The 24,701-nt window shown below is 53.0% G+C and carries 17 protein-coding genes; 3 read left to right on the forward strand and 14 right to left on the reverse strand.

Annotated features, from left to right (window positions below; genetic code table 11):
- Nucleotides 1–290: 290 nt before the first annotated feature.
- From DM826_RS07205 to DM826_RS12830, 7 genes are all read right to left on the reverse strand, one after another.
- The gene (locus DM826_RS07205) at nt 291–3,128 is read right to left on the reverse strand and encodes a helix-turn-helix domain-containing protein (RefSeq protein ID WP_120102729.1); all 2,838 of its coding nucleotides are present in this window, start codon (nt 3,126–3,128) and stop codon (nt 291–293) included.
- 473 nt (nt 3,129–3,601) lie between these two features.
- Nucleotides 3,602–3,982: a ribbon-helix-helix domain-containing protein gene (locus DM826_RS13155; protein WP_205738814.1), complete on the reverse strand. Its 381-nt coding sequence runs from the start codon at nt 3,980–3,982 to the stop codon at nt 3,602–3,604.
- A 121-nt stretch (nt 3,983–4,103) separates the two neighbouring features.
- Nucleotides 4,104–4,358, reverse strand: a complete 255-nt coding sequence (locus tag DM826_RS07215; RefSeq protein WP_120102730.1) for a hypothetical protein — start codon at nt 4,356–4,358, stop codon at nt 4,104–4,106.
- Nucleotides 4,355–4,774 (reverse strand): hypothetical protein, encoded by a 420-nt coding sequence (locus tag DM826_RS07220; RefSeq protein WP_120102731.1) that lies wholly within the window; start codon nt 4,772–4,774, stop codon nt 4,355–4,357. Before DM826_RS07220 ends, DM826_RS07215 begins: the two co-directional genes overlap by 4 nt.
- The gene (locus DM826_RS07225) at nt 4,767–5,987 is read right to left on the reverse strand and encodes a hypothetical protein (protein ID WP_133304651.1); all 1,221 of its coding nucleotides are present in this window, start codon (nt 5,985–5,987) and stop codon (nt 4,767–4,769) included. Before DM826_RS07225 ends, DM826_RS07220 begins: the two co-directional genes overlap by 8 nt.
- Nucleotides 5,980–6,504, reverse strand: a complete 525-nt coding sequence (locus tag DM826_RS07230) for a hypothetical protein (RefSeq protein WP_120102733.1) — start codon at nt 6,502–6,504, stop codon at nt 5,980–5,982. Before DM826_RS07230 ends, DM826_RS07225 begins: the two co-directional genes overlap by 8 nt.
- On the reverse strand, nt 6,497–6,940 hold the full coding sequence (locus tag DM826_RS12830; protein WP_133304652.1) for a hypothetical protein: 444 nt from the start codon (nt 6,938–6,940) through the stop codon (nt 6,497–6,499). Before DM826_RS12830 ends, DM826_RS07230 begins: the two co-directional genes overlap by 8 nt.
- A 251-nt stretch (nt 6,941–7,191) precedes the next feature.
- Between DM826_RS12830 and DM826_RS07240 the strand changes: the two genes are divergently transcribed.
- The 3 genes from DM826_RS07240 to DM826_RS07255 all read left to right on the forward strand — a co-directional run bounded on the left by DM826_RS07240 (nt 7,192) and on the right by DM826_RS07255 (nt 9,956).
- Complete coding sequence (locus DM826_RS07240; protein WP_120102793.1) at nt 7,192–7,440, forward strand: helix-turn-helix domain-containing protein; 249 nt, start codon at nt 7,192–7,194, stop codon at nt 7,438–7,440.
- A gap of 475 nt (nt 7,441–7,915) precedes the next feature.
- A complete protein-coding gene (locus DM826_RS07250) occupies nt 7,916–9,022 on the forward strand; it encodes a hypothetical protein (RefSeq protein ID WP_133304653.1) in 1,107 nt (368 codons plus the stop codon).
- A complete protein-coding gene (locus tag DM826_RS07255; protein ID WP_120102737.1) occupies nt 9,015–9,956 on the forward strand; it encodes a hypothetical protein in 942 nt (313 codons plus the stop codon). Before DM826_RS07250 ends, DM826_RS07255 begins: the two co-directional genes overlap by 8 nt.
- Before the next feature lie 464 nt (nt 9,957–10,420).
- On the opposite strand, the gene DM826_RS07260 is transcribed toward DM826_RS07255, so the two are convergent.
- The 7 genes from DM826_RS07260 to DM826_RS07290 all read right to left on the reverse strand — a co-directional run bounded on the left by DM826_RS07260 (nt 10,421) and on the right by DM826_RS07290 (nt 24,349).
- Complete coding sequence (locus DM826_RS07260; RefSeq protein ID WP_120102738.1) at nt 10,421–11,476, reverse strand: Cdc6/Cdc18 family protein; 1,056 nt, start codon at nt 11,474–11,476, stop codon at nt 10,421–10,423.
- A 72-nt stretch (nt 11,477–11,548) separates the two neighbouring features.
- Nucleotides 11,549–15,178, reverse strand: a complete 3,630-nt coding sequence (locus tag DM826_RS07265) for a DEAD/DEAH box helicase (protein WP_120102739.1) — start codon at nt 15,176–15,178, stop codon at nt 11,549–11,551.
- The gene (locus DM826_RS07270; RefSeq protein ID WP_233735706.1) at nt 15,178–18,150 is read right to left on the reverse strand and encodes a DUF1156 domain-containing protein; all 2,973 of its coding nucleotides are present in this window, start codon (nt 18,148–18,150) and stop codon (nt 15,178–15,180) included. Before DM826_RS07270 ends, DM826_RS07265 begins: the two co-directional genes overlap by 1 nt.
- Nucleotides 18,059–18,676 carry a DUF7680 family protein gene (locus tag DM826_RS13400; RefSeq protein ID WP_120102741.1) on the reverse strand — a complete coding sequence of 206 codons (618 nt, stop codon included), beginning with the start codon at nt 18,674–18,676 and terminating at the stop codon, nt 18,059–18,061. The genes DM826_RS07270 and DM826_RS13400 overlap by 92 nt, the downstream gene beginning before the upstream one ends.
- A complete protein-coding gene (locus tag DM826_RS07280) occupies nt 18,673–21,978 on the reverse strand; it encodes an ATP-binding protein (RefSeq protein ID WP_120102742.1) in 3,306 nt (1,101 codons plus the stop codon). The genes DM826_RS13400 and DM826_RS07280 overlap by 4 nt, the downstream gene beginning before the upstream one ends.
- A gap of 1,319 nt (nt 21,979–23,297) precedes the next feature.
- Nucleotides 23,298–23,936 (reverse strand): hypothetical protein, encoded by a 639-nt coding sequence (locus tag DM826_RS07285; protein WP_120102743.1) that lies wholly within the window; start codon nt 23,934–23,936, stop codon nt 23,298–23,300.
- A gap of 23 nt (nt 23,937–23,959) precedes the next feature.
- Nucleotides 23,960–24,349: a hypothetical protein gene (locus DM826_RS07290; RefSeq protein ID WP_120102744.1), complete on the reverse strand. Its 390-nt coding sequence runs from the start codon at nt 24,347–24,349 to the stop codon at nt 23,960–23,962.
- Nucleotides 24,350–24,701: the final 352 nt, after the last annotated feature.

Genomic DNA, 24,701 nt, shown 5'->3' on the forward strand with positions numbered 1-24,701 from the left:
CGACAAGCTCGGGATCGATATGGTCGCCGGGTGTGATCATCTCCGTGTTGATCTTGTCGGTGTGGTGCCGCGTTTTGAGCACTGCCGCAAGCTCCTCGTCTGATATCGACATACACCACCGTCGAAACCGAACGATAATAGTGATTTCGGCGTTCTCAAGCCATCTACTGAATGAATCGTTAGTCTCACTAATCGGTCTCACTAATCAGCTTCACTCGTCAGGAAAACTCGTGTGGCTGGTTAGTAATACTCAGTACGGCTCGGTGATAGGTTCTATCTAACCAACACAATCAGATTGAATAACCTCGTTGTTGGATAGTTTCTCTTGGTGACTGTATGCTGGTCTGTTTTGGGGGCGTACCGAAGGCGACAGTTGCCTCAGACGGATGAGACTCCTCGACAGTGGCAAGCATTGACCGTTCATCGAGGACAGCCTCGAAGATATCGACCCAGGGATCAAGCCATTCCCAATAATCGATCAGCGGTCGTAGATCGGGCAACCCCTTGTCCGTCAGCGAGAGCCAGCAGCCACAGACAGGATCACCGGGATCGCCCCACCTCGTCGGATCGTCGACGAGTTCCTGTGCTGCCTCGTAGAAGATGTCTCGGACAGCGACCTGCTCAGCTTCGTTAATGACCCACGGTACAGTCTCGTCGTAACGCTCCTCATCGTTGTTGAACGCTATCGGGAGTCGCCACCCGTCGTCAGTTTGCTCCAAGAGGCCGAGTGCCTGCAATCGGTCACCAGCAGCGTCCCCACCACGGGAGATCGTCGATCGGGCAATGTCAGCAGCTTCGGCTAGCTCGGTTGTCGACAACGGTTCGTCGACGGCAAGCAACGTCTTGACGATAGCCTGAGCCCCTGGCGTACAGTGCGGCACCAGTCGGTCGGTAGGGAGTTTCGATAGAGCATAGCGGATCTCGCTCACCCGGAGATCGCGGAGATGACTTTCACTTCCCAACCAGTTGATTGCAGTCGCCGCATCGTATGGATTCCCGACGAACAACCGCAGTAGGGAGACAGCTTCACGAGTTGGTCGGAGATTTTTCACGTCGGCCATCTTCGCTGTGGCAAGGGCAAACTGCTCTCGGTCGAACTCGAAGGCGCGAATCGGGATATCGACGGTGAACTCGGGGGCATCATCTCGAACTTCAGACGGTGACTGCAGTTCGGTTTCTAGATCCTCGACGAACGCCGCCCGTTTGTCGCCATCGCGGTCGCCGAAATTACCCACCAGGACGAACGACCCGATCATCTCACCAACCGGGTCGGCAGCATCAACGTCGACGAAGATCGTCCAGTCCAGCTTCTGCTCTCGCTGCTCGAACAGCTGTCGGTACGCCGAGAACTGACCATATCGGCTCTGGATCGCGGCACCAACAGCCAGTGTCTGAGTTAGATCCTCCCACCGATCCGCGTCGAAATCAGAGCTGAACGTCGGGAGTCGGAGCTCACGAACAACGTCGACGTCGACGAGATCCATGAGATGAACCATCGTCCCGGCCAACCCGAGAGCTTCACGGAGAATATCACCCCGGAACCGATCTTCATCGTCAAAGTCCCCGTTGTGGAGTTGCGATGTGAGATCTTCGAGGTCGCTGCGGGCATCCTGCAGGGCGTCGATAAAGTCCTCGACAGTATCATGGTCGTCAGGGAGATGGCCCAAGCAACGGGACGATCGAAGCACCTCGCGATGCTCCTCGAACAGATCGATAAAGGAGTGGTCGGCCGACTCCAACCGCTCCGGAGTAAGACAGTATTCGAAGATCCGACGGTGGGTTAACGATCTCGCGGTGGACACCCAGTACTGCATGGGGTTGACGTACTCGGTTGATGTGACGACGCGGCTGCCGGTAGGATTGACCCAGATGCCGGCTACACGGTAGTCGTCGGTCTTCTCAACAGGGTGATCAACCAAGCTAAAGCCGTTCTCACGGCGTGAGGCGATGGCTCCGTAGGCATCGCGACGAGATAGTGTGGCAACCGGGGCCAACCCATCACCCTTCCGCCGTGGATCTCCGGTGGGGGGCTCCCCGTGCTCGCGCGGGACTACACGTCCATGCTCTGACGAATGCAACGGATCGCTAAACGCTTCATCAAGCCGCTGTTGTCTGGTGGTTTCTGTCTCGATAGTCTCAATAGCCTCTCTCCCGGCCGGCCCGAGTTCGACATGTGTCTGGCGACCAACGTCGATCGTTTCGACGAGTCCGAGCTCGGCGAGCGCGTCGTCACGGCGATGCACCCAATTCGAGATCGTGGCTGTAGAGACCATGAGGGCACTAGCAAGCGCATGATAGCTCATCACCTCATCAGGCCGGTTGTGGAGATGCCGAAGGATCTGAGTCCCTTTGCACTCTCTGTCGAGTACGTCGAGGGCCTGGTCGACACGCTCATCAATAGCTGCTGATTTACCCGGTCCACTCCACCGTTCGCTAAACGCAGCCCGGTCGACATCGTGGGCCACTGCCAGCCATCGGAGATCGACCGGCGCACCAACAATGACGACCTCACAGTTTCGGGCGAGCTGCCTTAGCAGTTGAAGAACGGATTCACGTCGCTTCTGCGTTTGTTCTCGGAAGCTTTGCTGAACACTCACCGCGATGGTCGGTGGATCGATCTTTTGGTCACTAGTAGCCCACCCGATCAACCTCGCGGTGCCGAGGATTTGGTCAGCAGGGGCGCGTTGGGTACCCAGCCGCCGGGCCAGATACAGCAACCCATCGCGGTCGTCGCCACCGTACAACAGCTCCCGAATATATGCTTCCTCGTCGTCGGGATCATCGCGCTCGACTCCCCAGACAACCCGCGTGATCACGCCCCGCAGCGTGTCGGCGACGCCACGAGCTTCGAGGGCGGCTTGCAACTCGCTTGCTGTCCGTCCATCGGCGAACCGATGAATGCCCTGGACAAGTGCTGTCTGCACATCCGGTTCTCGGAGCAGGTCAGCCCAGATGCCGGGATTGTCAGCTGAGGATCTCGATACCGTCGTGTCTTCATCGAGGCTGATCTCAGCGGCTGTCGACGCTGGGTACTGATCGTCAAGGATGAGCTCGCCAACCCGTTCGTCGACGACCTCGCCAGTCTCCCACTTCAGGTGCTCTGGGCGATCTCCCACGTCGTCAGTCACGGGGCGATCACTCCCAAGCCAGGTGTGAGACTGACAGCTGTGTGGGCGTCTGCAAACTGGCCTCTGGCGATCCGACCGCTATTGGGTCGGCTATGTGTCTTGTTGGTCATGGGCGTGCTCCGAAATGGAACACGCACCGCTCAGGCTCGCCTCGAAGGACAGAGAAGCCTCTGACTGAGGGAGCAAACTATAAGTAACCGGCCGAAGAAGGGAATGATGTCCAATCGATCCCCTTCTGCGGTCGCGGTCACATCGGCGAGCGATGCGTATCGCGGTTAGCTTGTCATACCTGTTACCACTAGCTCGGCCGTGTTTAATCATTGCGGGTAGTTCCCCGCTGTCTGTGGGTAATCGGGGCCCCAATGACCTGAAACACCCCGCGGATTGATCTCCAAACGGCGACCTCACTACCGATTCTGCACCCTTATCGACGGGATGTCTGACGGGCGCGCGCGGCTTGCAGCTGTATTCGATCATCCTCGCCCCTCCAAAGACCGAGCCATTGACGAGCCCGATCCACTCGCGTGATTAATCTCAGTTCCCGGATCACACCCACGGCAAAGATTGAGGTGAGCGACGCGCTCGGCTGGAACTGACATCATTCTCTCGTCGTCGACACGCGTGCAGAGGGTGCCACCGTCACCATCGGGCAGATGCTTCCGTTCCCTGCCACCGGTTGACTTCTTGGAGATCAACACGGCCCCCTGTTCGAGGACATCGTCGACGCCGGCGCGCAGCGCGGCCGACCGGTGCTCGAAGTGGCCCGCGTCGACAAGCGCATCAAGAGCCTCAACATACTCTGTCGAGAGCCGCAGCGTGATTCGCTCGGTGAGTGAGTCGTCTGTCTCGCTCACTGTCCGACACCTCCCGAATCGACGAGATCATAGCCACAGTGCTGGCAGCGATAGCAGCTCCCTGCCGGGCTTCCACAACAGGGGCACTCACCATGCCCGTCGGAGGGTGGGCTCCTCGCGCTCATGCTGTGGCCTCCCGACACGCGTTTATCGTTGCCCGGAGATCCGCCGTCACATCACGCGCGTCGTAAACGGTGACCAACACTGTCCCACGGCGGAACAGCACGGTCTCCGATTGCCGATGGTATCGGCCCTCATCGAAATCTTCGACCGCTTCGAGTGGCGTGGCGACTTCCCACGCAAGCTGGGGATCGAGACCGGGTGTATCCCCCCGCCGTCGCCACTGTCGACGCGCATGGTTGGAGATCTCGATCACGGTGGCTCACCTCCCGTCGTTGGGAGGGCCTCCTCGCGATCAGCGTCGACGGCCTCGATCTGCTGTTCGATATCCGCGATCAGCTCATCCTCGATGCTCGTCGGGCCGTCGAGAGTCTCCTGGACAACAACAGTCCCACTGAACGGCGTACAGACGCCGGCGGGGACGGTACCCAGCCAGACGGTCACACTGCCGGCTCGCAATGATGGCGTGTCGCCCTGCGCTGGGAAGTCCTCGATTGTGTGTTCGGCACCAGTATCGCAGTTCATCGCGACGTTCCAATCGGACTCACGATTGGGTGCCGGCACCGTCGTTGTCCACACACCGTCGATCCCAGAGCCATCTTCGGGGGCCGCGCCGGCAGCTGCGGCGAGCTCTGCAAGCCTAACGAACAACTCGGCGACTTGCTCAGGCATCTGGCTCACCCCCGAGTTCGTCTTCCAGGCCGATCGTCTCGACCATCAGCCGGAGTTCCTCGGGATCTCCCCACCCGAGGTTCTCGGCGAAGTCGTCGCTGCTGTCGGACAGCTCCAGTGCGATGTGGAACGATTTCGCTAGCAACCAATCGGGGGTCGCCAGGTCGCTGAACTCGGTGGCATCCTCTGGATCGTCGACGACAATCACGTCATGAATCCGGTCGTCGTCGACGGCGCCCATGGACTGGTCGGGATCGGACTCACTACTTCGGGCACCTTCGGGGGACTCGTCGTCGGGCTCGCTCTCTGTGCTGTCGTCGTCATCCCGCTGCTCGGTGCCTACGTCGTGGGGGTTGGTGTCTTCCGCGTCGACACCTGGATCGTCGGGGTCGACCGACTCCTCGCCGGCGTCGTCGGTTTCCCCATCCGTCTCGTTTGATTCGCGCTGCTCGGGATCGTGGATTCCGACTTTTTTCAGCGTGTTGACGAGCGTTGTGTAGGCCACATCGACCTCGTCTTCGCGTTCGATTCGGCGGTGCATCTCCGAGATGTTCCCACCAGCCGCCTCGTAGTGCTCTTGCAGCCACTCACGATCGCGGTACTTTGGGCCGTCTCCATCACTACTCGCTTGCGGTGTCACGTCGTGAATCCCGAATTCAACGAGGTAGTGCCGCACCCGGCCAGGCGATACCTCGAAATCGTGAGCCCGACACATCGCGGTGTAGTTCCCGTCGTGCTCGTCGTAGAGCTCGGCGAGTAGCTCGGGATCTTTGTGGTCTGGGCGTTTGTCGGGCGCAACGAGATCTTCCCGATCGGGAACCTCCGACAGTCGGATCGGCTCGCCCTCGTGGTCGGAACTACCGTGATGGGCGTTGATGCCACGCCAATTGGTCGGGCCGTACCCACAGTAGCCACACCAAAAGTTGCCCTCAGGAACATCGAGGGCGTGTTCACTCGATCCAAGGTGCCCGCGGCGTTCCGCTCGCGTAGGGAATGTCCGGTCACAGTCGTCGTGTGGACAGTCGAGCTCGCCGTCTTCGTCAAGTGTCTCGTCGATCAGTCGCTTCGTTGCCTCCTCGACGAATGCCTCGGCGGACTCGAACTCTGAGACTGTGGCCGCCCGATTGAGCCGCGTTTTCGTATCGTCGTCAAGCTGGACGGCGACATCAATGATCGGCTGTGGCACCCCAGTGGAATCAGCGGCGTTAGACATCCCGATCACCGTCCAGTGGGTCGATATCGTCGTTTTCGTGGGCCGCCGTCGCGGCAGCCTCATAGATCTGATCGGCGATTCCGGCCATCACTTCAGGGCTGCCCTCGATGACGGCGTCGACAGTGCGGTCACCCGTTTCAGTTGCTTCAAGGCGCACCTGTCCGTGATCGGGCCGTGCCTGTACGGTCGCGTTCTTATCAGGCGAATTCACCCGGACTGACCCATCATCAAACAGGAGCGACAGCCGGGGGGATTCGGCCTCTGTATCCGGGCTGTCGGCTGTTCCCTGTCCGCCGTCGCTGCGGATCTCGTTGCCAGTGGCGTCGATGAGCCTGATTAGGCCAATCCCGTGATCAAATTCGAAGGCCTCGTCCGAATCTGCAGCTTCAACGACCTCTCGTTCGCTCAACGATGTCCGACCGATGACGGATCTGACCGGCAGTTCTTCGTGGTCACTCTGTGTGATCGTCTCCCGGATCTGGGCGGCTGGATCACGGTTGGGATCGGGATCACTCACTGGCGGTCACCTCCGCGGTTTCCAGCAGTGCGTCCGTCTCCGCGTCGCTGTACCCGCCGTCGTCAAACCGAATGGTGACAACAGATTCTTCTTCGATCTCGGCCGCAACGATACGCCCGGTCTTGGCGATCGTCGTCGCCCAGGTGGTCACGGCTATATGGCCGATGATGGCCGGCGAAAGGTGTGTGGCAGTTTCCCGGCACATCTCGGTGCGCCCATCCCCGATTGGGATCGTGACCTCGACACAGTGGCCGTCGCGTTCGCGAGCGAAGGGGCCGTCGTAGGAAATGTGGTGGGCGGTCTTGGGGTCGATAATCGCGATAGAGTCGATGCTGCCTCGACCACCGTCCGTGCGAATGAGATTGGTCGGTGAGTGAGCTTGCTGTCGCTGTTCGTGAGGTAAAGGCTCTTTACCCCGTGAGCTTACTTTTCGCATGGTCGGATTGGATACTCTCGTAGGAGTTGACCCGACCCCGGCGTGTCCCAGCACGCCGGTCTTTGGCCGGATGGGGCCGGATCACTCTACCCTTCAAACCGCTCTTACTAATATTTTGGTGCTAACTAAGCACTATACGATGCTGATATAGCCATAAATATATACAGTATAGCACCGTACAACCACCTATCGGTACTACTATGAGTTTTAGGACCCAGAGGGATGGCGTGGTTCGCCAACGGGCTGAATGGATGCGTCCAGTTGATGAGCGCATCCTTGAGACGATGAGAGATGAGGGAAACCTCACGCCCAGAGCGGTGGCCGAGTTCGATGTAACTTCGCAGAGCCATGCGAGTGATCGGCTCTCGAAGCTGGCGAAGTATGGGCTCGTCGAGCGCATTTCTCGCGGTCTTTATCGACTGTCTGATGACGGCCAGCTGTTTCTGAACGAGCAGCTCGACGCCAGTGAACTCGAACCGATCGACTCGACGGACTCTTGATTGCATTTTCACGCGGGCGTAGCAAGGTGACTGAGATTATCGGTTAGCCAGTCTGGCGTTTCGAGATCTGCCGGTGAACCGTCTTGCCGTCCAATCTCGACGTTCACCTCACCACTCTTGACGTCGACGACGCAGATCCACTCCCGGTCGTCATGGCTGACCTTGACGCGAGGGCCGCTTTCTGTCCGTTCTAGGTGGCGTACGTCAGCCCGATCACCACCATACGTGGGGATGCTTGTTTGTGGAGGCATGCAATCACTGCCGAGGGTCGATATCTGCTTAAAAACCCCTTACATTTCCGCGAGAATTAGGCTAACCAACTTTATAACCAATCTGATTTGATCTGTTGGTTAGTTCGAATATAGGTGGCAATTTACAATAATGACGCGACTGCAATTGCGACATCTACCAATAATGCTGATTGAGCAGAAACAACTAACTTAATCCACTAACAGGCTTTATCAAGTGAAGGTTCATGTCCACCTCCCAGCCAATTTCCAGCCGTTCGGAGATGCACCAAATCTTTGAGGAGCGTCTCCAGAACGTTCACTCTGATCTCTTAGAAAATACCCGGTTGGATGTTGGGAGGAATATGTTGAAAACTGCCCTGATAGAAACTAATCTTTCAACAGATGAATTCTCTGAGAAGCCTGTACTTGAGGAGATATTTGAAATTGATAATGACCTGTTGATGGTTAAGACAATAAACCGAGAGGGAGAAGGGTGGCTGTTCGTTGATGTGCATGACAATCGGTTATGGTCAATTTATTCACTAACATCCTCAGCTTTTTTCAAAAAATCGATAGATGATCTATTGAAAAGCGAGGGAGGAGGTTTAGATCGGCTCTGGCTACCGAGTGGTCATATTGAAACAATCGGAGATATGGGGAAATATGAGGGTGTTAAAATGAGCTTTGAGGCAGAGAATATTTTCCCTGAAGAATTCTTAAACGACAACGAAAGTCTTCGCTTCACCGATTTGAATATCAATGGCTCTGGGCGGAATTCTCGGGAGCTATACGATATTCTACGTCAAACAGAGGAGGTGGCTGACTATATCTCTCTCACTCGTGTTCAAATTCGTCGTGAACGGGATGGACACTTTGTCCGCGAGCGGGTGACCAACGACGGAAAATTCACGACCCGTGGCGGGGACAGTATCAGACTTCATCTTTCTACAGTTGAGGAGATTAAGAAAAGGTACGAAAAATTACTCAACCAGATTGAGACTCACCATCGGATCAATGCGATAGATCGCGACCATGGAGCTCGAGCTAGGGGAGGGCCCGTTGTTATTGATTTTAGTCACCCTATCGAAGATGTAGAACGATTTCTTTCCTATGTTGTGAATGCTAAGGATCCGTTCCGACTAACTGGACATATTAGATCAGTCGGTGAAAATGCGTGTAAAGTCGATGCTGTTGATGGTCATAACGGTGACCGGCTAACACTTGAGGTTGCTAATGAATGGCTTCGTATCTATCTTCACGGTGATGCTTGCGGGAATACTGCTCTCAGGTTGTTCTCAAATTTGCAACACTATTACGATCCAGCGGCAGAACTGGTGATCAGAAATGAGTAGTCTGAACCTGTCGTCACACACTCATCAGATCAACCTCTGGATTGCTCTCTCTCAATTCGAGCCCTCATTCTCTAAAACTCTCGGTGAGTTGGGGTATGTATGTGATGTAATTGAGGATCAGTTCTTTATTACAGATGCTGAAGGTTCAAACATCATACATCCCGATGTGGTTCTCACTAATGTTGATGCAGAGCACTCTCTGATTGTTGACTGTAAAAGCTCGAAGTTGGAAAGTGATCAGTTGATGCGTTACCTGACTGTCTACGATCACGAAGAACAGCTTGTCACTCAAGATGTCATTGATACGGTTTCCGCTGGAAAACTATCAACAGATATCACACTTTCTTCGTTCAATGATTTGAGCAAACAAGAGGTGCCAGAGGATATTGCAATCGTCCACTTTGATCATAATCCTCATAGTGGGTTGGCGATTTGGAACCCTGAAAATCATAAATTTATTGATCAAGCTACTAGAGAAGGCTTTCCAATCAATGTAGAACCGAGTGAACCGCTGCCGACTGGGTATTACCCCTTTGATGTGTATGAAGCGGACAAAGAGGCCATGGTCTCAAGCATTCTTAATTCTATAATTTCTCTTGCTATGAAACAGGGGCAATATACGTTTGAAGAGGTTCTTGACCAAGCCCATCCCTTCTGGGACAAAATTGGCTCTGATAAACAAGATGAGTTATTGCAGCGAACCGAAACTATACATTCCGAACTATTGGAAGCTGGCCTTGATGAGCACGTCGAGAAAATCGCGGGCACAAATGAACAGGCATGGGGACAAATATCGGCCACGATGCAGGCTATTCATGATAGAACAGACTACTACATTGACAGAGTGATGGATCGACTTCCGCAAAGCCGACTGGACAGCGACGCTTGGAAGTCATCTACAGATGATTCTGACAATGAGGGCGATACTGTTTAAAACAAAATAGTTCCTAATCTAACCAACATAGGATCTCGAACCTGGGGGATTTGTTGGTTAGTAAAAGCGGATGAGTGTATCTAGCCAGGATTATCTATTCACTACAGATGCATCTCAGCTGTTTCCGGGCAAAGGGTGGGGGACGGACGTTCTTTGGATGAATCCAATGTACGTGATGAGTGCTAGGATAACCGGAAGCACCACACCGGCATTTTCGAAGACGATTCCTGATAGGCCAGAGGTTATTATTGCTAACATAGTCTGATGAACTAGATTTAGAACGCTACTCTTTAGCCCGGTTTGACCATATCCCCCCGAGGAATTGAACCTCGAAAGTACCAAAGTTCACGTCTACTGGCTAGCTCATCGAATCGTCTGCGGTCACTAGGAAAATAGCAAGTGACTATTTGAAATTTTCCCATGTCTTGCTGGAAGCGTTTAGACTGTTCGCAATCAAAAATATCTCACACAATGAACCGCTCTGGAAAATCGAAGGTCATCGCTGGAGTGACCGCTTCGTCAGCCACTCGATATTCCCGATGCCGGTTTGCACCGACTATTGTAATCAGCCCGTATTCGTCGAGCTTCCGGAGCTTGTTTCGGCGAGCTCGCTTTCCAATCGGGACTCGATCTCGATTCTCGTACACCGTTTCTGACACAGCTTCATACCGCTGATGCAGTTCCTGGGGTGGCACCGATCCCGACTCTCGGATCAGCTCGTACAACACCTGGTGGTGCAGCGGAAGGGACTCCAAATTCGACTGTCGAATCCACTGCATTGCTCGGTCGTAGGCGTCCGCAATCGCCACCGACTCAACTGCAGATTCCTCCTCACTGGCGATCTCGCTGGCCGCCCGCAGCGTCTGAATGCCCTCTCTTGCGACACCGCCGACGTGGTCGGCAATCGACTCCAGATACGTCCGTTCCACGTCGACAGTCAATCCGTGGCGTACCCGCGGTTCGAGGATATCGGCAAGTTCGGTGTTGGCGTATCGCGATAGTTCGAGTTCCTGGCCAACAAGTCGCTGGTGAATCCGGTCATCGTCGACGCGTGCTAGAAGGGCTTCGGGTTGGTGGACGATTACCACGACCGCCAAGCGTGGGATCTCGACGAGCTTCGACAGTGCGTCAGTATGGAGATCGTCGCCCTCGTCGAGGACAACAATCAGCGGTCGGTCAACTCGTTTGCGGAGTCGTCGCCACAGCTCCTCTTCGGGGGTAGTGGTTGCGGGGTCACCGCCGAGTGCTTCGAGGACACCACGGGCGATGCCCGCCGGCGACTTCCCGAGTGAGCGAATATGTGCCCATTCAACGGCTGCTCGCCGTTGGAGTCGTTCGAAGGTATGCCGTGCGAGGACTGTTTTCCCGACGCCACTGGGGCCGTGAATTACAACGTCGGCTGGTCGGTCGCCGGCGACTGCAGGTTCGAACGCGTCAGCAAGGACATTCACCTCGGCGTCGCGATGGAGGAGCCGATCGGGGAGATAGGCATCAGTGAAGACGTGTTCGTCGACAATCACAATAGCGAGTTGCTACGTCAGAGTATATAAATGGAGCTTGTATTTCCGGGAGCGAAGCTGATCAATAACAGTTTAATGACTTTTTGCTGACAACCATGTGAGAACAGTCTCTTCAGCGGTCTCAACATCTTGAATCGCAGTATCCCCACCGAGCAAATTTTGTGCCTGATCAGTCGTAACTGCTGGTTCCACGACTACAGCGTCGTTGCTATCTACTATACGGTTACTCCGTGTAACTGTAGAGCCGCCTTCACCGTGTTTTCCACAAATAAGCTTCAGACTCTCCAACTGCTCTGGTGTCGCCTGTTGCACTAGGAGCTCGAATAATGGGTCGTTCGGGAGTAACAATCGAATTGAGGGATATTGCTCGGCAATCTCCGGTGTAAACGTTACCACGATACCTTCTCCTTCACCAAGTTCGGCTTGAGCTGTGTTACTGAGTGATTCTGGCACCGATATGTTATCTACATCTGGGAGCTCTAAGACATATGTGTCATCGACGACAGCCTCGAACGCTTCTGCTTGGGGGTGGTTGCGGAGTGCAGTAAACGTCCAGCCAGCATCATCCAATGGTTCACTCTGGGTGAGCTGCGTCTCGATCGTCTCAAGACTCACCAGCGGTTCGTATGCTTTCCCACCGGTTCCGATCTCATCGAATGCGGGATGACAATGTGGCTCCCATCCCTCAAGCCCAGCACTTTCGATGATCTCAGATTCCGTGGCAGAATCCTCCGCACTGTCTGTCAACCCAGTCTCCTCAGCCTTCTGTTTGGCTTGTTTTGCCCGTGAGTCTGCTTCTTCGACAACCCGCTCGCTAGCATCCGAGTTTGCGTCACCTGTGCTACCCATCACTGCACTTTTGATATCCTGTTCGATGCTATTCAGCACCGGCCGCATTGGCCCAACAACATTTTCGAAGAGTTTCAATCGATCCTCCAGTTCCTCGTAGATATCGCCATCGATGCTGTCTGTGTAGGCGTAATTGATGATCTTGACGACCTCGTTCTTCTGCCCAATTCGATCAATGCGGCCGATCCGTTGTTCAACCCGCATCGGATTCCACGGAAGATCGAAATTAATCAACGCGTCTGCAGTCTGGAGATTAAGTCCCTCACTGGCACTATCAGTGCAAATGAGTATATTGGTCGCGCCGTCGGTGAAATCGCGTTTAATCGCTTCCTTTCCGACATCTACCCATTCGTCAGCTGCCTCATCGTATTGCATTCCCCCACCGCCACTGTAGGTGCCGACATTCGGATGGGTGTCGGTCAAGGTGTTTCGAATGTGCTCAAGTGTATCGTGATACTGTGTGAAGATGATGACGTTGTCTCGGGCACTTTGCCGGAGTGATCGAATATCTCGCCGTAGCTGAGCAATCTTCGGATCAGCACGTGCTTGCTTAAGATCGTCAACGAACGCGTCGAGGGCATCTCGCTCGGCTTCGACAACATCTGTCGCATCCTGACTGCTTGGCTGGTATGCATCCAGTGAGGCTTGCCCAACCGCCTCGTCGATCGTGGCCTCCATGACACCGGTATCATCACTCAGATCGGAGACCTCGTCAGTCATATCTGCAACCCGTTGGTCGAGTTTTTCGCGGCGCCGTTGGAGACTCTGTGTGATTGCGTGGAGACTACTCGTGAGCCGTTGTCGGTAGGTGGTCATCACGAACCCCAAGGCGAGCTTTTCCTTTCCAGTGAGCACCTTCTGAGATTGCTTGTAGGTCTCATCAATATACTTCTCGACCTGCTCGTACAGTGGTTTCGCGTCTCCTAATTCGATCCGTTTGGTGGTCACATTCCGTGTCGGGACGGTATCTTTGAGGAGTCCGATTTCCTGGCATTTCTCTAAGACAGCCCGTGTATTCCGGAAGATACGTGATTGGACAGGGGTGGCCCATTGGGAGGCCTCGACGAGAGCTTGCCAGCTTGTAGGCCCACAATCAAACGTTAGCGAGCGTGGATCGTCGAACCGTGAAGATGTCTCACGCACGCCGAGGAGCTTCTCCAGAGCCTTCCGCTGTTGAATCCCTGGTGTATCAGTTGACTCAATGAGGGATTCAGCTTGATCGTCATAGCCGGGATTAGACGTGAGGTGCTCATGGATCAGTTGGCCGAACCGTTCGATTTTCGGACGGCCTTCGCCTTCTTCGAGCTCAAGCTGTTTCTGGAACTGTTGGAGGACTTGCTCTCGTCCGTCCTGTAGGTTCTGGTACCGACTCCCGACACTGTTGAGACTCGTTTCAAGTGCTTGCCGTGTCTCGAAGAATTCCTCAAACCGTTCCTTATCGTCCCACCCCTCAGAGAGATCACACAAGCGGAGTAGGTCGTAGAGTTCGCCCACGTTCAGCTGCATCGGCGTTGCGGTAAGCGCGTACAGACACTCTGAGACAGCTTCGACCTGGCCCAGAAGCTCATAGAGTTTCGTCTCCTCGCGAGCACTGTGTGCCTCGTCGACGACGGTGAGATCCCAGGCATTTCCATCTACTGCCGGGGCGACATGTGTTTGATTACCCTCCCGACGGGCGGTATGCCATGATTCAATCACGACGGTGGGCTTGTCTCGATCAGTGACAAACGAGCCGATTGGTGTGTTCGCCCAGTTTTCGGCATCGACACCCCCACGTGTCGGGATACGATTGTCTTCGCTACTCCCGAAGGGGCCAACCATGTAATCACCGTCGTGAGATCGCTCGTGGTAGTACGCGTGAATGTTGAACCGCTCTAAGAGCTCAGTCTGCCACTGTTGTACCAGCCCAGCAGGAACCAAAAATAAGGCGGTGTCCACATCGCCGACCTGCATGAGTCGTGACAATGTCAGCCCGGCTTCGATGGTTTTGCCGAGTCCAACTTCGTCACAAAAGAGTAGATTGTTTGGGTAAATACTGACCGCTGTGTCGGAGATCGTCCGCTGGTGGGGCCAGGGGGTGACCGTACTGATTTCCTCCGCGAGATGTATTCCGCCAGGTGTTCGCCCGGCTAGCGAGATAACCCCAGCAGTATCGTCTTCAGGAACAGTCGTCTGGGGATCGTGGTTTCTGACGCGTTCGACGTGGTCATCGAGTGACCCATCTGTGTCCTTCCAGTCGATGAGATTCTCACGGGCTGCCTCATCAAGTTGGTACACATCGACAGAGGGGTGGAAACCGTTCCAAAGTGCATTGAACGTCGAGACATCTTCCTCTACGTACTTTGCTTCGCCGCGGCTCCACGAGCGATGCACTTTGAAGCGTTCGTAATTGTACTGCCACGCACTGAGCGTCTCGTTGATGCTTCCTTCGAAGCTGATCTTGTTGCCTTTGCGGTCAACCCCGATCCCAAGCTTTGGGTGGAAGAGCCCGTCACCACCCTTCGGGTCGCCGACCTTGATTTTGAGATCACCACGGTCGAGGAGTGTCGCGATGATGGTGAGCTGTGATTCAACCCACGGTTCAAGCGGTTCATCGGCATCGGGAAACATCGCGCCTTTCTCACGCTTTTGGAGATCGGCTCCAGCAATCACACGTACTGTCCCGTCTGTCTCTAGAAGGGAGTCAACTCCTTCGAGGGCGTGTGCCAAGCTTCGGAGACTCAGATAGCCAGCCAGCCGATCATAGCGGATGACCTCGTTAAGGAATGGCCGGTAAAACGTCTCCATGAGCGTTCGATTTGTTTCGAACTTGCTCTCGTACACCGGCTCCCAAGAGACATCCTGCAGTGACATTACTGGTGATCACCGAGTTCGGTTTGTCTGTCAGCTCCAGACATGTCGATGTGGCTCGTATTAATATTTAGATACTCCCCGGTTTCACCTGAGATGATATCTAAAAGCGTTGAATGCATCTCTGTTTTCGAAGGCAAAACCTCTAGAAGTGCAGTTAGAGCAATTTCAAAAGCATCATCAGATTTTAATCCACGTTCTCTCATCCATTCCCAGGCGAATCTTGGCCCCTCACGCTCATAGACATGTAATAACGCATGAATTGTATCAATAGTATAAGTAAATCGGGTGTCTGTTGGGTTTACAGGATATTTTCGTGAAGAGGGATTGTCTGCGCTCTCGTTTCTAAGGAGGACAATATCTTGAACCCGGTCATTATGATTTTTAATTTGAATGTCGCCTCTAGATTTCCCCCAAATCTTGGTAGAGCGTTTAATTTTATCAATATCTATTCCAGCAGCAACACCGAGTTGTCGACCTTCATCATAAGGGAAGGTATCGTTTTCATAAACAAGCCATGCAAGCACATACCATCGTGTAAGAGGATCAAGCTCGTCCACCCCTTCGGTATCCAAATATCGTTCTGCTAATACACTAGTAACCGCTTTTCGGGCTTCACTGAGTGCTTCTCTCGGCCTGATTTCATCGCCTTTCTTGTTTACAACTGGATATTCCTCAGCGTATTTTTGAAGGGTAGGCCCGTATGCGGAGATAGCGGTGTCCGTTTTTGAGATATTGTAACCAGAGTCGAGAATCTCTTTAGCTCGTTGTTTTGCCACATAACTGATTTGATCTTTTACATCTTCCCATAGAGTAGCCTTTTCATCTGAATTATGACTACGTTTTCGACCGACCAGGAATATTGAGCTATCAGCACTGGCATTTCCTCTCATGCTGATTCTATCTGATTTTTCAGTTTTTATTGGGTGTGTGGCTGTGATCTTAAACCCTGAATTTATTAGAGCTGTTGTCAACGTATCCCAGGCGTCCATGTCTCGATGAGTAAACATAACTGTCATAATCCCTCCTTCAGTAAGCAATTCAAATATTTCAGAAAATATATCCTCCATCTTCTGTTCATAAAAATCATCAGCGAGTTGTTCTTTTGATTCCTCTCCTTGTGCTATGTCATCAAATCGAGATTGGTTTGCCACAGCCTCATCATCTTTATTAGTCAATTTGGATTCAAACAGGTCAGAGTGAATATCCTCTAGATATTCTTTCTGTATAACATAAAACACATCAGCCAATTCTGCATACATTACACTGCTATAATAAGGTGGATCTACTACTGCAACGTCTATACTCTCATAATCCCATTTGTTAGTAAGTGTAGCAGCATCTTGACAGGTGGTCTCAGCATCGGCAAATGTTTCGTATGAGGCTAAGTCTTCGTATGATTCTATAACATGGCTTGAACATTTCTTATATCCCCGCCGTGGAGCAGCTAAATTATTATCAACAAACATTTTCTTAAGAGCAAAATTATTCTCTGCAAACATATTGCTTCCAGTTCCTTTTTTATCATACCATTGAGTTAAACGTGAATTGAAATTAATAGATCTTGTAGCTATAAACGAAAGTACCGTGAGAATTGCTTCGGCCTTTTTTGTCTCATATCGTGTTTTAATTTCAGATTTAAAATGCTCATAGGCTTTGAGATATTCATAATGCACAACAAGTTGTCTTGGTGTGAAAATATCGCGCCATTCTTCCATTCCATAATTTCTCGGATCGTTGATTCTACTGCTAGCCTCAATCGGTTCACTAAGAAAAGTTAGTAATTCGAAGTCAGAATTTATTCGTTCTTCGGCTTTTTCGATTCCTTGAATATCAATATCTTCTCCGGCGCGAAATGACTGCTCCCCATCTACGGATTCATAATTTACTCCATACACAGTATATTCAAATTCGCCTTGTTTCAGCTTCTCTTGGATGGTTTCTTCTTCTGTTGGGACTCCACAGTGTGGACATTCTGCACTACCACCTTTTACAGGGCCATCATTCGGGTCGTATTTATTATCTGATACATCCTCTACTTTAACGTGTTTATATTCCACTTCTCCATCAATATATTTTGGTTTAATTGCATCACCTCCTTTGGATGTTTTATTCAGCCACCATTTTTTCGTGAGTGGAATACTACCACCGCAAGAATCACATCGTATTATATAACTACAGGCTGAATTCAATATTTGTCTATCTTTTTCTTTGGTAGGATAGTAGGATTTAATATTTGATTTTGCTTTATCATGGATTTTGTTACACCATTCGCTAATATCTGGTTCAATTGAACCTACTTCTGGTGCATATTCTAAAACAGCACGTATTATGATTGAAGGTACTGGATTAAGTTCATTAGCTTTTGCTGGGAGGCCGTATCGAATCGCCTCGAACGGAATAACCCCCCTACCAGCTGTAGGATCAAGTACTGTTGGAACTTTTCCACCCCAACCTTCTGCCAATTCAGCGTGTAGATTCTCTATTTCAGCTTGAGTAGGTGATTGCGTATTGGGATTAGGATAACCATAGTGGTCATCGACAGTACCACTGGTTCTTTTCTCCGCGAATTTTCCCTGCACGTATGATGATATATCTGAGTCGATTTCCTTCGGCCCTATCTGCATAAGTTGCAAAAGGTGATCTGGATCTATTTCACCTGGATAAACTGATGCAAGAATGGCTAATCTGACAGCTGGTGTGGGTCGTGATGCGAACCATTTTTGTAGACTCTGTATTTTATGATATCTTCCAGATTCCATGTCTTTTTGACTCTCGATGTCAATCGGAGTCAAAGGCAAATTCGATTCTATGGCTACTTTGTTTGGTACATTAGATTCCGGATCGTCTATGTTTTCATTACTATTTATTGTCATTATTATTTTAAATATGATCAGCAAGCAATACTCGAAGAGCTTTGCAGCCTCCCGGGGAATTCGGTGATCGAGCTTTAGCGTGCCAATAATAGCATTCACCGAGACTCATTTGATCGACCCCCTTTGCGATGGCTCGCAACCGATCTCGTCGTCGCATCGGCTTCATCGCCCGAAACGCAATCGATAGGCGCACGCCAGCCGCCTCTGTAAGGCTCACACTGGCTGGATCGCCCGTACAGACGATTTCGGGATCAAGATCTAACTCCCGGAACGTCGATTCAATTAAGAATGATACTTCATTGAAGGCCCCACCACGTAGCGTCGCAATTCGAATCCCAGACCACCCATCCCAGTCATAGGCTGTGTCGTCCGCACCTGGTAGCTCAGATGGTGTATGGTCTCCGATAATCGTCTCCGACAGCTCACAAACCGTAATTTTCACTGACTTCTGGGCCCGATCGAAACGTTCCTGGCGAGCGGTGGCAATGTCTTCTGGCACCAACTCATACAGTGTGATCTCGTGTTGGTCGTCAACTCGCCGGCGGGTTAGTACGAATGTAGGCCGGTTTCCGTAGGCTCCAGTGGTAAAGGCAAACGAGTTGCCCTCTGTTATCCCGTGGCTCATATGTTAGTTACCTCACTACTCTCGATAACTCGTAGTTGTGCGTGCATTGTGACGGTAAAGGCATTGTCGACTGCAAGGAGATCATCAAGCTCGTCGAAGGTATCCCCGTAAAGCCGATTGTCGTCATCTGCGAATTCTATAGCGAATTCGGCTTCTGCAGTCCGGCCTCCATCGGGAGTTGCGAGATCTTCGGGCTCCATATTAAATCGCAGATGGCTTGCGAATACGTCTGGTCGCCCCTCGAAGTCGACTTCGAACTGCGAGGTTGAATCTGCTCCATCAGTGGCCTCATAATCGAATTCCATCGCCGTGTCGTCTGCAAATGCGGTTTCATTACTGAGTTTATTCGCAGTAAACCATGCTCCTTTCCATGCGTCGGCTCCGTCGATCTTGATCCATACCCCTTCAACAATCGGCGTTAGCTCATCGGGATGACCATCATATTCGTCACGCGCTTCGGTAAGCGAATCAGCGATATCGGCTCGCATCTCCTGCAGCGCACGGGAGACGTGAGCTGGCTCAGAGGTACGGACTTCGATCAGCTTGCTGAACGGCTTTGGCTCGTCGATCTCTGTGGGGCCGGTGTCATCATCTGAACCACCACCCGTATCTGAACTACCACTCTCACCTGACCCCTTGTCATCCTCTGTTTCGTCCGGCTCTTCAGGCTCTTCCCAGTCGATTTCGTTCGCGATATCCGCCACCAGTTCGTCGATAGAGGTATACAGCGTCTGAGACTGTGAGAGCTTGACATCTTGATATCCAACGCCTGCGTGCAGATTCTTCGCGTCGTCGAGTTCGTGATCAGTCGCAGTGAGCGTCGCCTCGGACGAGTAGTACCCGGTCTTCTGCTCCTCATCCCAGTAGGCATACCCGTCGTCACGAACGAGCTGAGCAATCGTTTTCCTGAGTGGAATTGGCGAGAGTAAGATTTCTGCGTCCTGCCGCTTCCCGAATTGCTCTTCGAGGGCGCGTGTTGTCATTGCGCTCGCGCCGACGTTCCAGATCGTTGCTTCGAACCAATCGACGCCATAGGCATCTTCCCCTTCGGGAATGATCGCGCCTGCTTCATCGAGTTTCTCGATTACACTCTGGTGGATCGTACTATCGGTCGTGACGTTACGATGGGCAAGGCCATCTGCCGCTGGGAAATAGAGATGTGTATAGGCTTTCTTGATATCCTGATCGAGCGTGCCTTTCGCGCTGTCAAGCCGCTCGCCGAGCTTGTCCTGCTGATCTCCGTTCAGCTCGTATTGGTCACCAAGATTCGCCTGAATGTGTTTGATCGCAGCGACGCGTTCGGCCGTTCGCTTTGCGTCAGTTACGTCGTTCGCACTGGCAGCAAGGAAGACAACGTTGTTCTTGAACACTCTGGGGGTCTTCTGGCCGCCACTGGAGGACGCAGTATTCTTGAATAGTGTTTGGATGGTGTCTGGAACGGTCTCATAATCGTCGATAGTGACCGTATCAAAGTCCATCACACAGAGATGGGCCTCATCGGCTGTGTCGGGAATCTCGTGGGGCTCCTCCGGGCCGACGATGACATTGAGGCTCCCCTGTCCGAGTGCTTCGTCGAGGGCTTCCTCAAGATGTCGTCGGGACAACCCGTCCTGCAGCTGCTCGACGACGGAGTCGACGAGTTTCGTCAGGTTCGGTTCGGATTTGAATTGGATTTTCTCGCCGTTGTCACCATGGAGATAGAAACAGGCTGATCGACGCCCTTCTCCCAGCAGGTTGTTGAGGGCGTCATCGTAGTGGGCTAATTCTACCCCCGTGTTTGCAATTGCATGTCGCAATGGCCGTCTGGTGGTGCCCCGCCCATCGGCACCCTTGACAATGCTCTTCCAGAGAATAGTGGTTGTCAGTTGTGTTCCCAGTGGGGGATGGCCGTTTGGCAGCCAGTTGCGATCTTCCTCTTCTGCGTTGGCTGTCCCATCTTCAGAGTAGATATCGGCCTTGATCGCGGCCTCAAAGTCCATATCGACCGACGAAAACAGTCTGAGGAGCTGGGATCGAACGTCACCATCTGCTGGATGGAGATCGAATAACCGTACGAAGTGTCGCCCTTGACTCTCGCTTTGTTCTTGCCAGAGCCGATAGACGCCCCTAGAGAGTAGCTTCAGCGCGCCACGCGTCCGTTGGAACGATGGCAATGAGTCTAGCTCTTCGGTGAGCGTGTCGATAACGGTCGGATGAATCGGGTAACTCTCCTCGAGGCGAGTCCGATGCTCTGGGTTACTTGCACTGTCTGGGAAGGAATCGTTATCCCCTGTGTAGAACGATATGTATGTGTCTACAGTAGCGTCACGACCCTCTTTTTCGACTGTTTCGAACAGTCGGTGGCGGAGGACTGCTGCAATTTCGTTGTCTTCAGTCGGCGTGATCGAGCCCTCGACCCGGTCACTGATACTGTTGAACTCGGCGATGGTCTCCGATACGAGACCACGGACATCTTCGGCCTGATCTGCGAATGCTGTATCTGCAATACTGAGTACGACCGTCGCCTTGTCGTTGTTCTGCGTCGCGGATAGCAACGACATCAAGAACGTATTCGTCTGCTTTGCGAGCGTTGAGTCTCCAATTTCGACCGCAGCCGCCTGTTCAAGATAGGCGGCGATCTCGTCGATGAGGATGAGCGAGGGGTTGTCGTTTCGATCAAAGAGCCGTTCGAGTTTCGTCGTTCCTGGTGGTGTCCGATTCTCGTCGTTCTCCCGGAGGAATTCGTATCCGTCCCGGCCGAAGAGCTGGTAGGCTAGTTCGCCCCACATCGTCTTCGTCGCCGGTGCATCTGGATCCTCGTAGTTTGAACGCGCTTCTTCGGCATCCACGTGGGTTCCGACAAACACTGCCGTATTCACATCTAAACCGAGCGCAGCTGCATCGGTGTATTCGGCCGCAATATCGTCGTCGAGGATGAATTCGGAAAGATCTGGGACGGCTGTCGGCGATTCAGCGAGGTGATAGGCTGCGATCTGGTTGTGCGTTTTCCCACCGCCGAAACTGGTGTCTAAGCGAAGAATGCCGTTCGTCCCAGTGTAATCGTTGGTATGGGCACCGACAAACCGCGTTGCAAGTCGTGTCAGTAAATCTTGGAGGCCACCTGTCGGATAGGTCTTCTCGAAGAACAATTGCGGATCAGCGTAGACAGCCGGGGCATCACTACTGTGGGCGACATCTGCGAGACTTGCTGCGAATTGTTCTTCAGCCAGCTCACCCGTGAGAACATCTTGACGGGGTTCACAGGCGTCAAAGACGTTTGGAGGTTGATTCGCCGCGCCAGCCGTTGTTGGTGTTTCACTCATCCGTTTATTTTGGGGTGCTGCGTGTCTGTCTGCTGTTCAGTTGATTGATGCAAATACAGATATGATATGGTTCTCATGACTTGTTTATTACTCTGAGTTTTCTGCGTTCTTGGATATCTGGCTGTAGAGATACGACCAACTTAGTCATGTGGTATTAGTGAAGCTACAACCCAAGATCACGCGTTAACTCTCTTATTGGGGTGAATCGTCTTGCAGCAGAAATTCACTCGGATGATCAGACCCACGCTCTGCCGCGATCTCACATAATATCGCGTAAATTCGCTCTACGTGGGCGTCGTCTCGATCTCGCCACAGATCGTACACGGCTAGTGCTCCGATGATGGTAATCCGATCCTGTGGGTGAAAATTATGTATATTTCGCCGTGGTCGCGGTCTCCAATATAATCTTTTGGAAGCTCTACCTACGAGTTCAGAACCCATACAAAGCTAACCAACATTATCGACCATACCCAGTTCAGTGTTGGTTAGCTATATCTCTCCGACATCGCTCTCCAAGCGCGTCGGGACATCCGAAGCACGTGCCAACGGCGGCGACGTGAATTAGAACCGGTTTGTTTCTTCCAGTACTAACCCTCCGGCCACAGCTAATTCAATAGTTCCTGGAGCCGCTATCATTGCGACCAGCCGTAGCAAGGGAGAGAGACTCGAATCAAGCGGACTACCAACTGCGAGAATCTGGAATACGATTAATGCGGCGAGAATTCGTCCTGCAACCCAAATCGCACCGGCACGGATCGCATTCATTTCGACTGGCAGATTGACACGCCGTATGATAAGTACCGGGGCGCAACGCGAGTGAATACGTCGCGTCGTATTCTCTTCGTTTGTCACCGGCTCATCGGCGTGTTTTCGGATGCCTGTTGACCATACCTGCCGTGAGAGCTGTTCAATACGATCCCCTCACAATTTTCGAGGTGGTGGTTAGCGAGCAATTCCGATCGACGAACACCATTGGAAGGTCGAACCCGTCGCATTCGAGCTCGTAGTGCATCCGCTGTACTTTCGATCCACGGGTCGTGGGTTCCCATGGCGCGACGTGGCCGCGGCTCCCGGTATAAACTCTCGGAGACTCCCACCTACGGGTTCTGTGCAAAGCTAACCAACAATCTAAACTATAACCTGCTCAGTGTTGGTTAGCTAAATCTCACCGGCATCCGGCACCTCGACGCGTGGGGTGTCACTGTTGTCAGCTCCAACACCGTAGTCTGCACATCGAGGACACATCGCTGTCTGGGGTTTTGGATGTCCTTGCCACGTGTACCCGCATTCCGGACAGGGCCCGATCTCTACAGAGCGGGTCACGTCTCGATACCGGCTTCTTCGAGGTCTCGTTTCCGATCTTTCGCTCGCCGAACGTTCTTTTCGACCATCTCCTGGCTGCGGTTGTGCTCTTGGGCCACGTCAGCTGGATCGCGATCGTTGATCACGACTTCGCGATAGTCGCGGCCGGCCTCCGGGCCGAGCAGCTCGATGATGTCGACGTCGGCGTCGATGGTGATCTCTCGAACTTCGGGCTTGCCGAGTGCAATCACGCCATCGCCGGCGAAGAGGTTGACGAGCCCACCTTCGGGATCGTCGGGATCGATATCGAGCGTTTCCAGCACTTCATCGCTGAGCTCGACGCGGAACGAGGAGTATTCGTCCGTCCCGGTCTGCTCGACAGATCGCCAGCGGCCACCGGAGCGGCCGTCTTTGGCCATCTCGCCGAACATCAGCTGGACGGGGATCAGTCCCATCTGATCGTACTCTTCGGGAATGAAATACAGCGATGCGTCTTTTGGATCCTCGTCAGGGAACGTCGCGTCTTGGATCGCCTTGGAAATGTTGATGACGGCCTGTTCACCGTCCCGAGCGAGGTAGACTGGGACAGTACCGTACTCACGTATCTCGACTGGTTCGTCGTTTGGTTCGGTCGTCTCGTTGGGTGTGTTGGTCATTATAGGGATCGAACGGCTGTTGGTTAGTTAGTTGCTGCTGTCTCGATCGGGATTTGAAGCCGGGAGACAGGATATCGGTACTTCTGGATAGCGACACTCCACTCGCGTTTGAACCATGCGAGATATTCGTCGAGCGTGTCGAGATTATCCGTCCAGTCGGGTGTGCGGGCATTGAGGTCGGCCTCGAAGACAACCGCGATGACACGGTCGTCAGCCGGATGCTGATCGTTCGGGGGTATCTCGGCAACTGGCGTTTCGTCGACGATCACCTCACTGGCTGGGCCGAGATCATCGTCGACGACGCGCATCGGTCGGCACTCCTCGATTGAATCTGGGCTCTCTGGCAGCTCGGCGTGTCTGTCGACAACACGAGAGCCGACCGGGAGGTGGCCGTCGACAGCGCGGAACTGCATCACAATCCTCCTGGTGAGCTGACGACAGCACTCGCGCGCTGCTGGCCGCTGTGTCGGCTGGTGGTGTTGCAATCGTCGCACAGTAGGTCACCGGTGTCGGTGAGGGTCGTCGCTGGATCTCCGCAGCGGGAGCAAGTGTATGCCATTGTGGTTTCCCTCTAAACCTTACTATAAGATGCAATGGGAAAAAGTTGTTGGCTCGTGTTGATAACGTCCGAAAAGTACTAAATGAGATTTGAGGGGTAAATCTGGCCACTCCGTATTCAGGTGGTCTAGCCGTAGGTAGTCTCTATCATTGGCTACTCTAATGATCGTGCAGCCAATCGGTGCAGTTATCAGAAAATGTGGTGGC

Source organism: Halonotius aquaticus (assembly GCF_003605575.1).
GTDB classification, from domain to species: domain Archaea; phylum Halobacteriota; class Halobacteria; order Halobacteriales; family Haloferacaceae; genus Halonotius; species Halonotius aquaticus.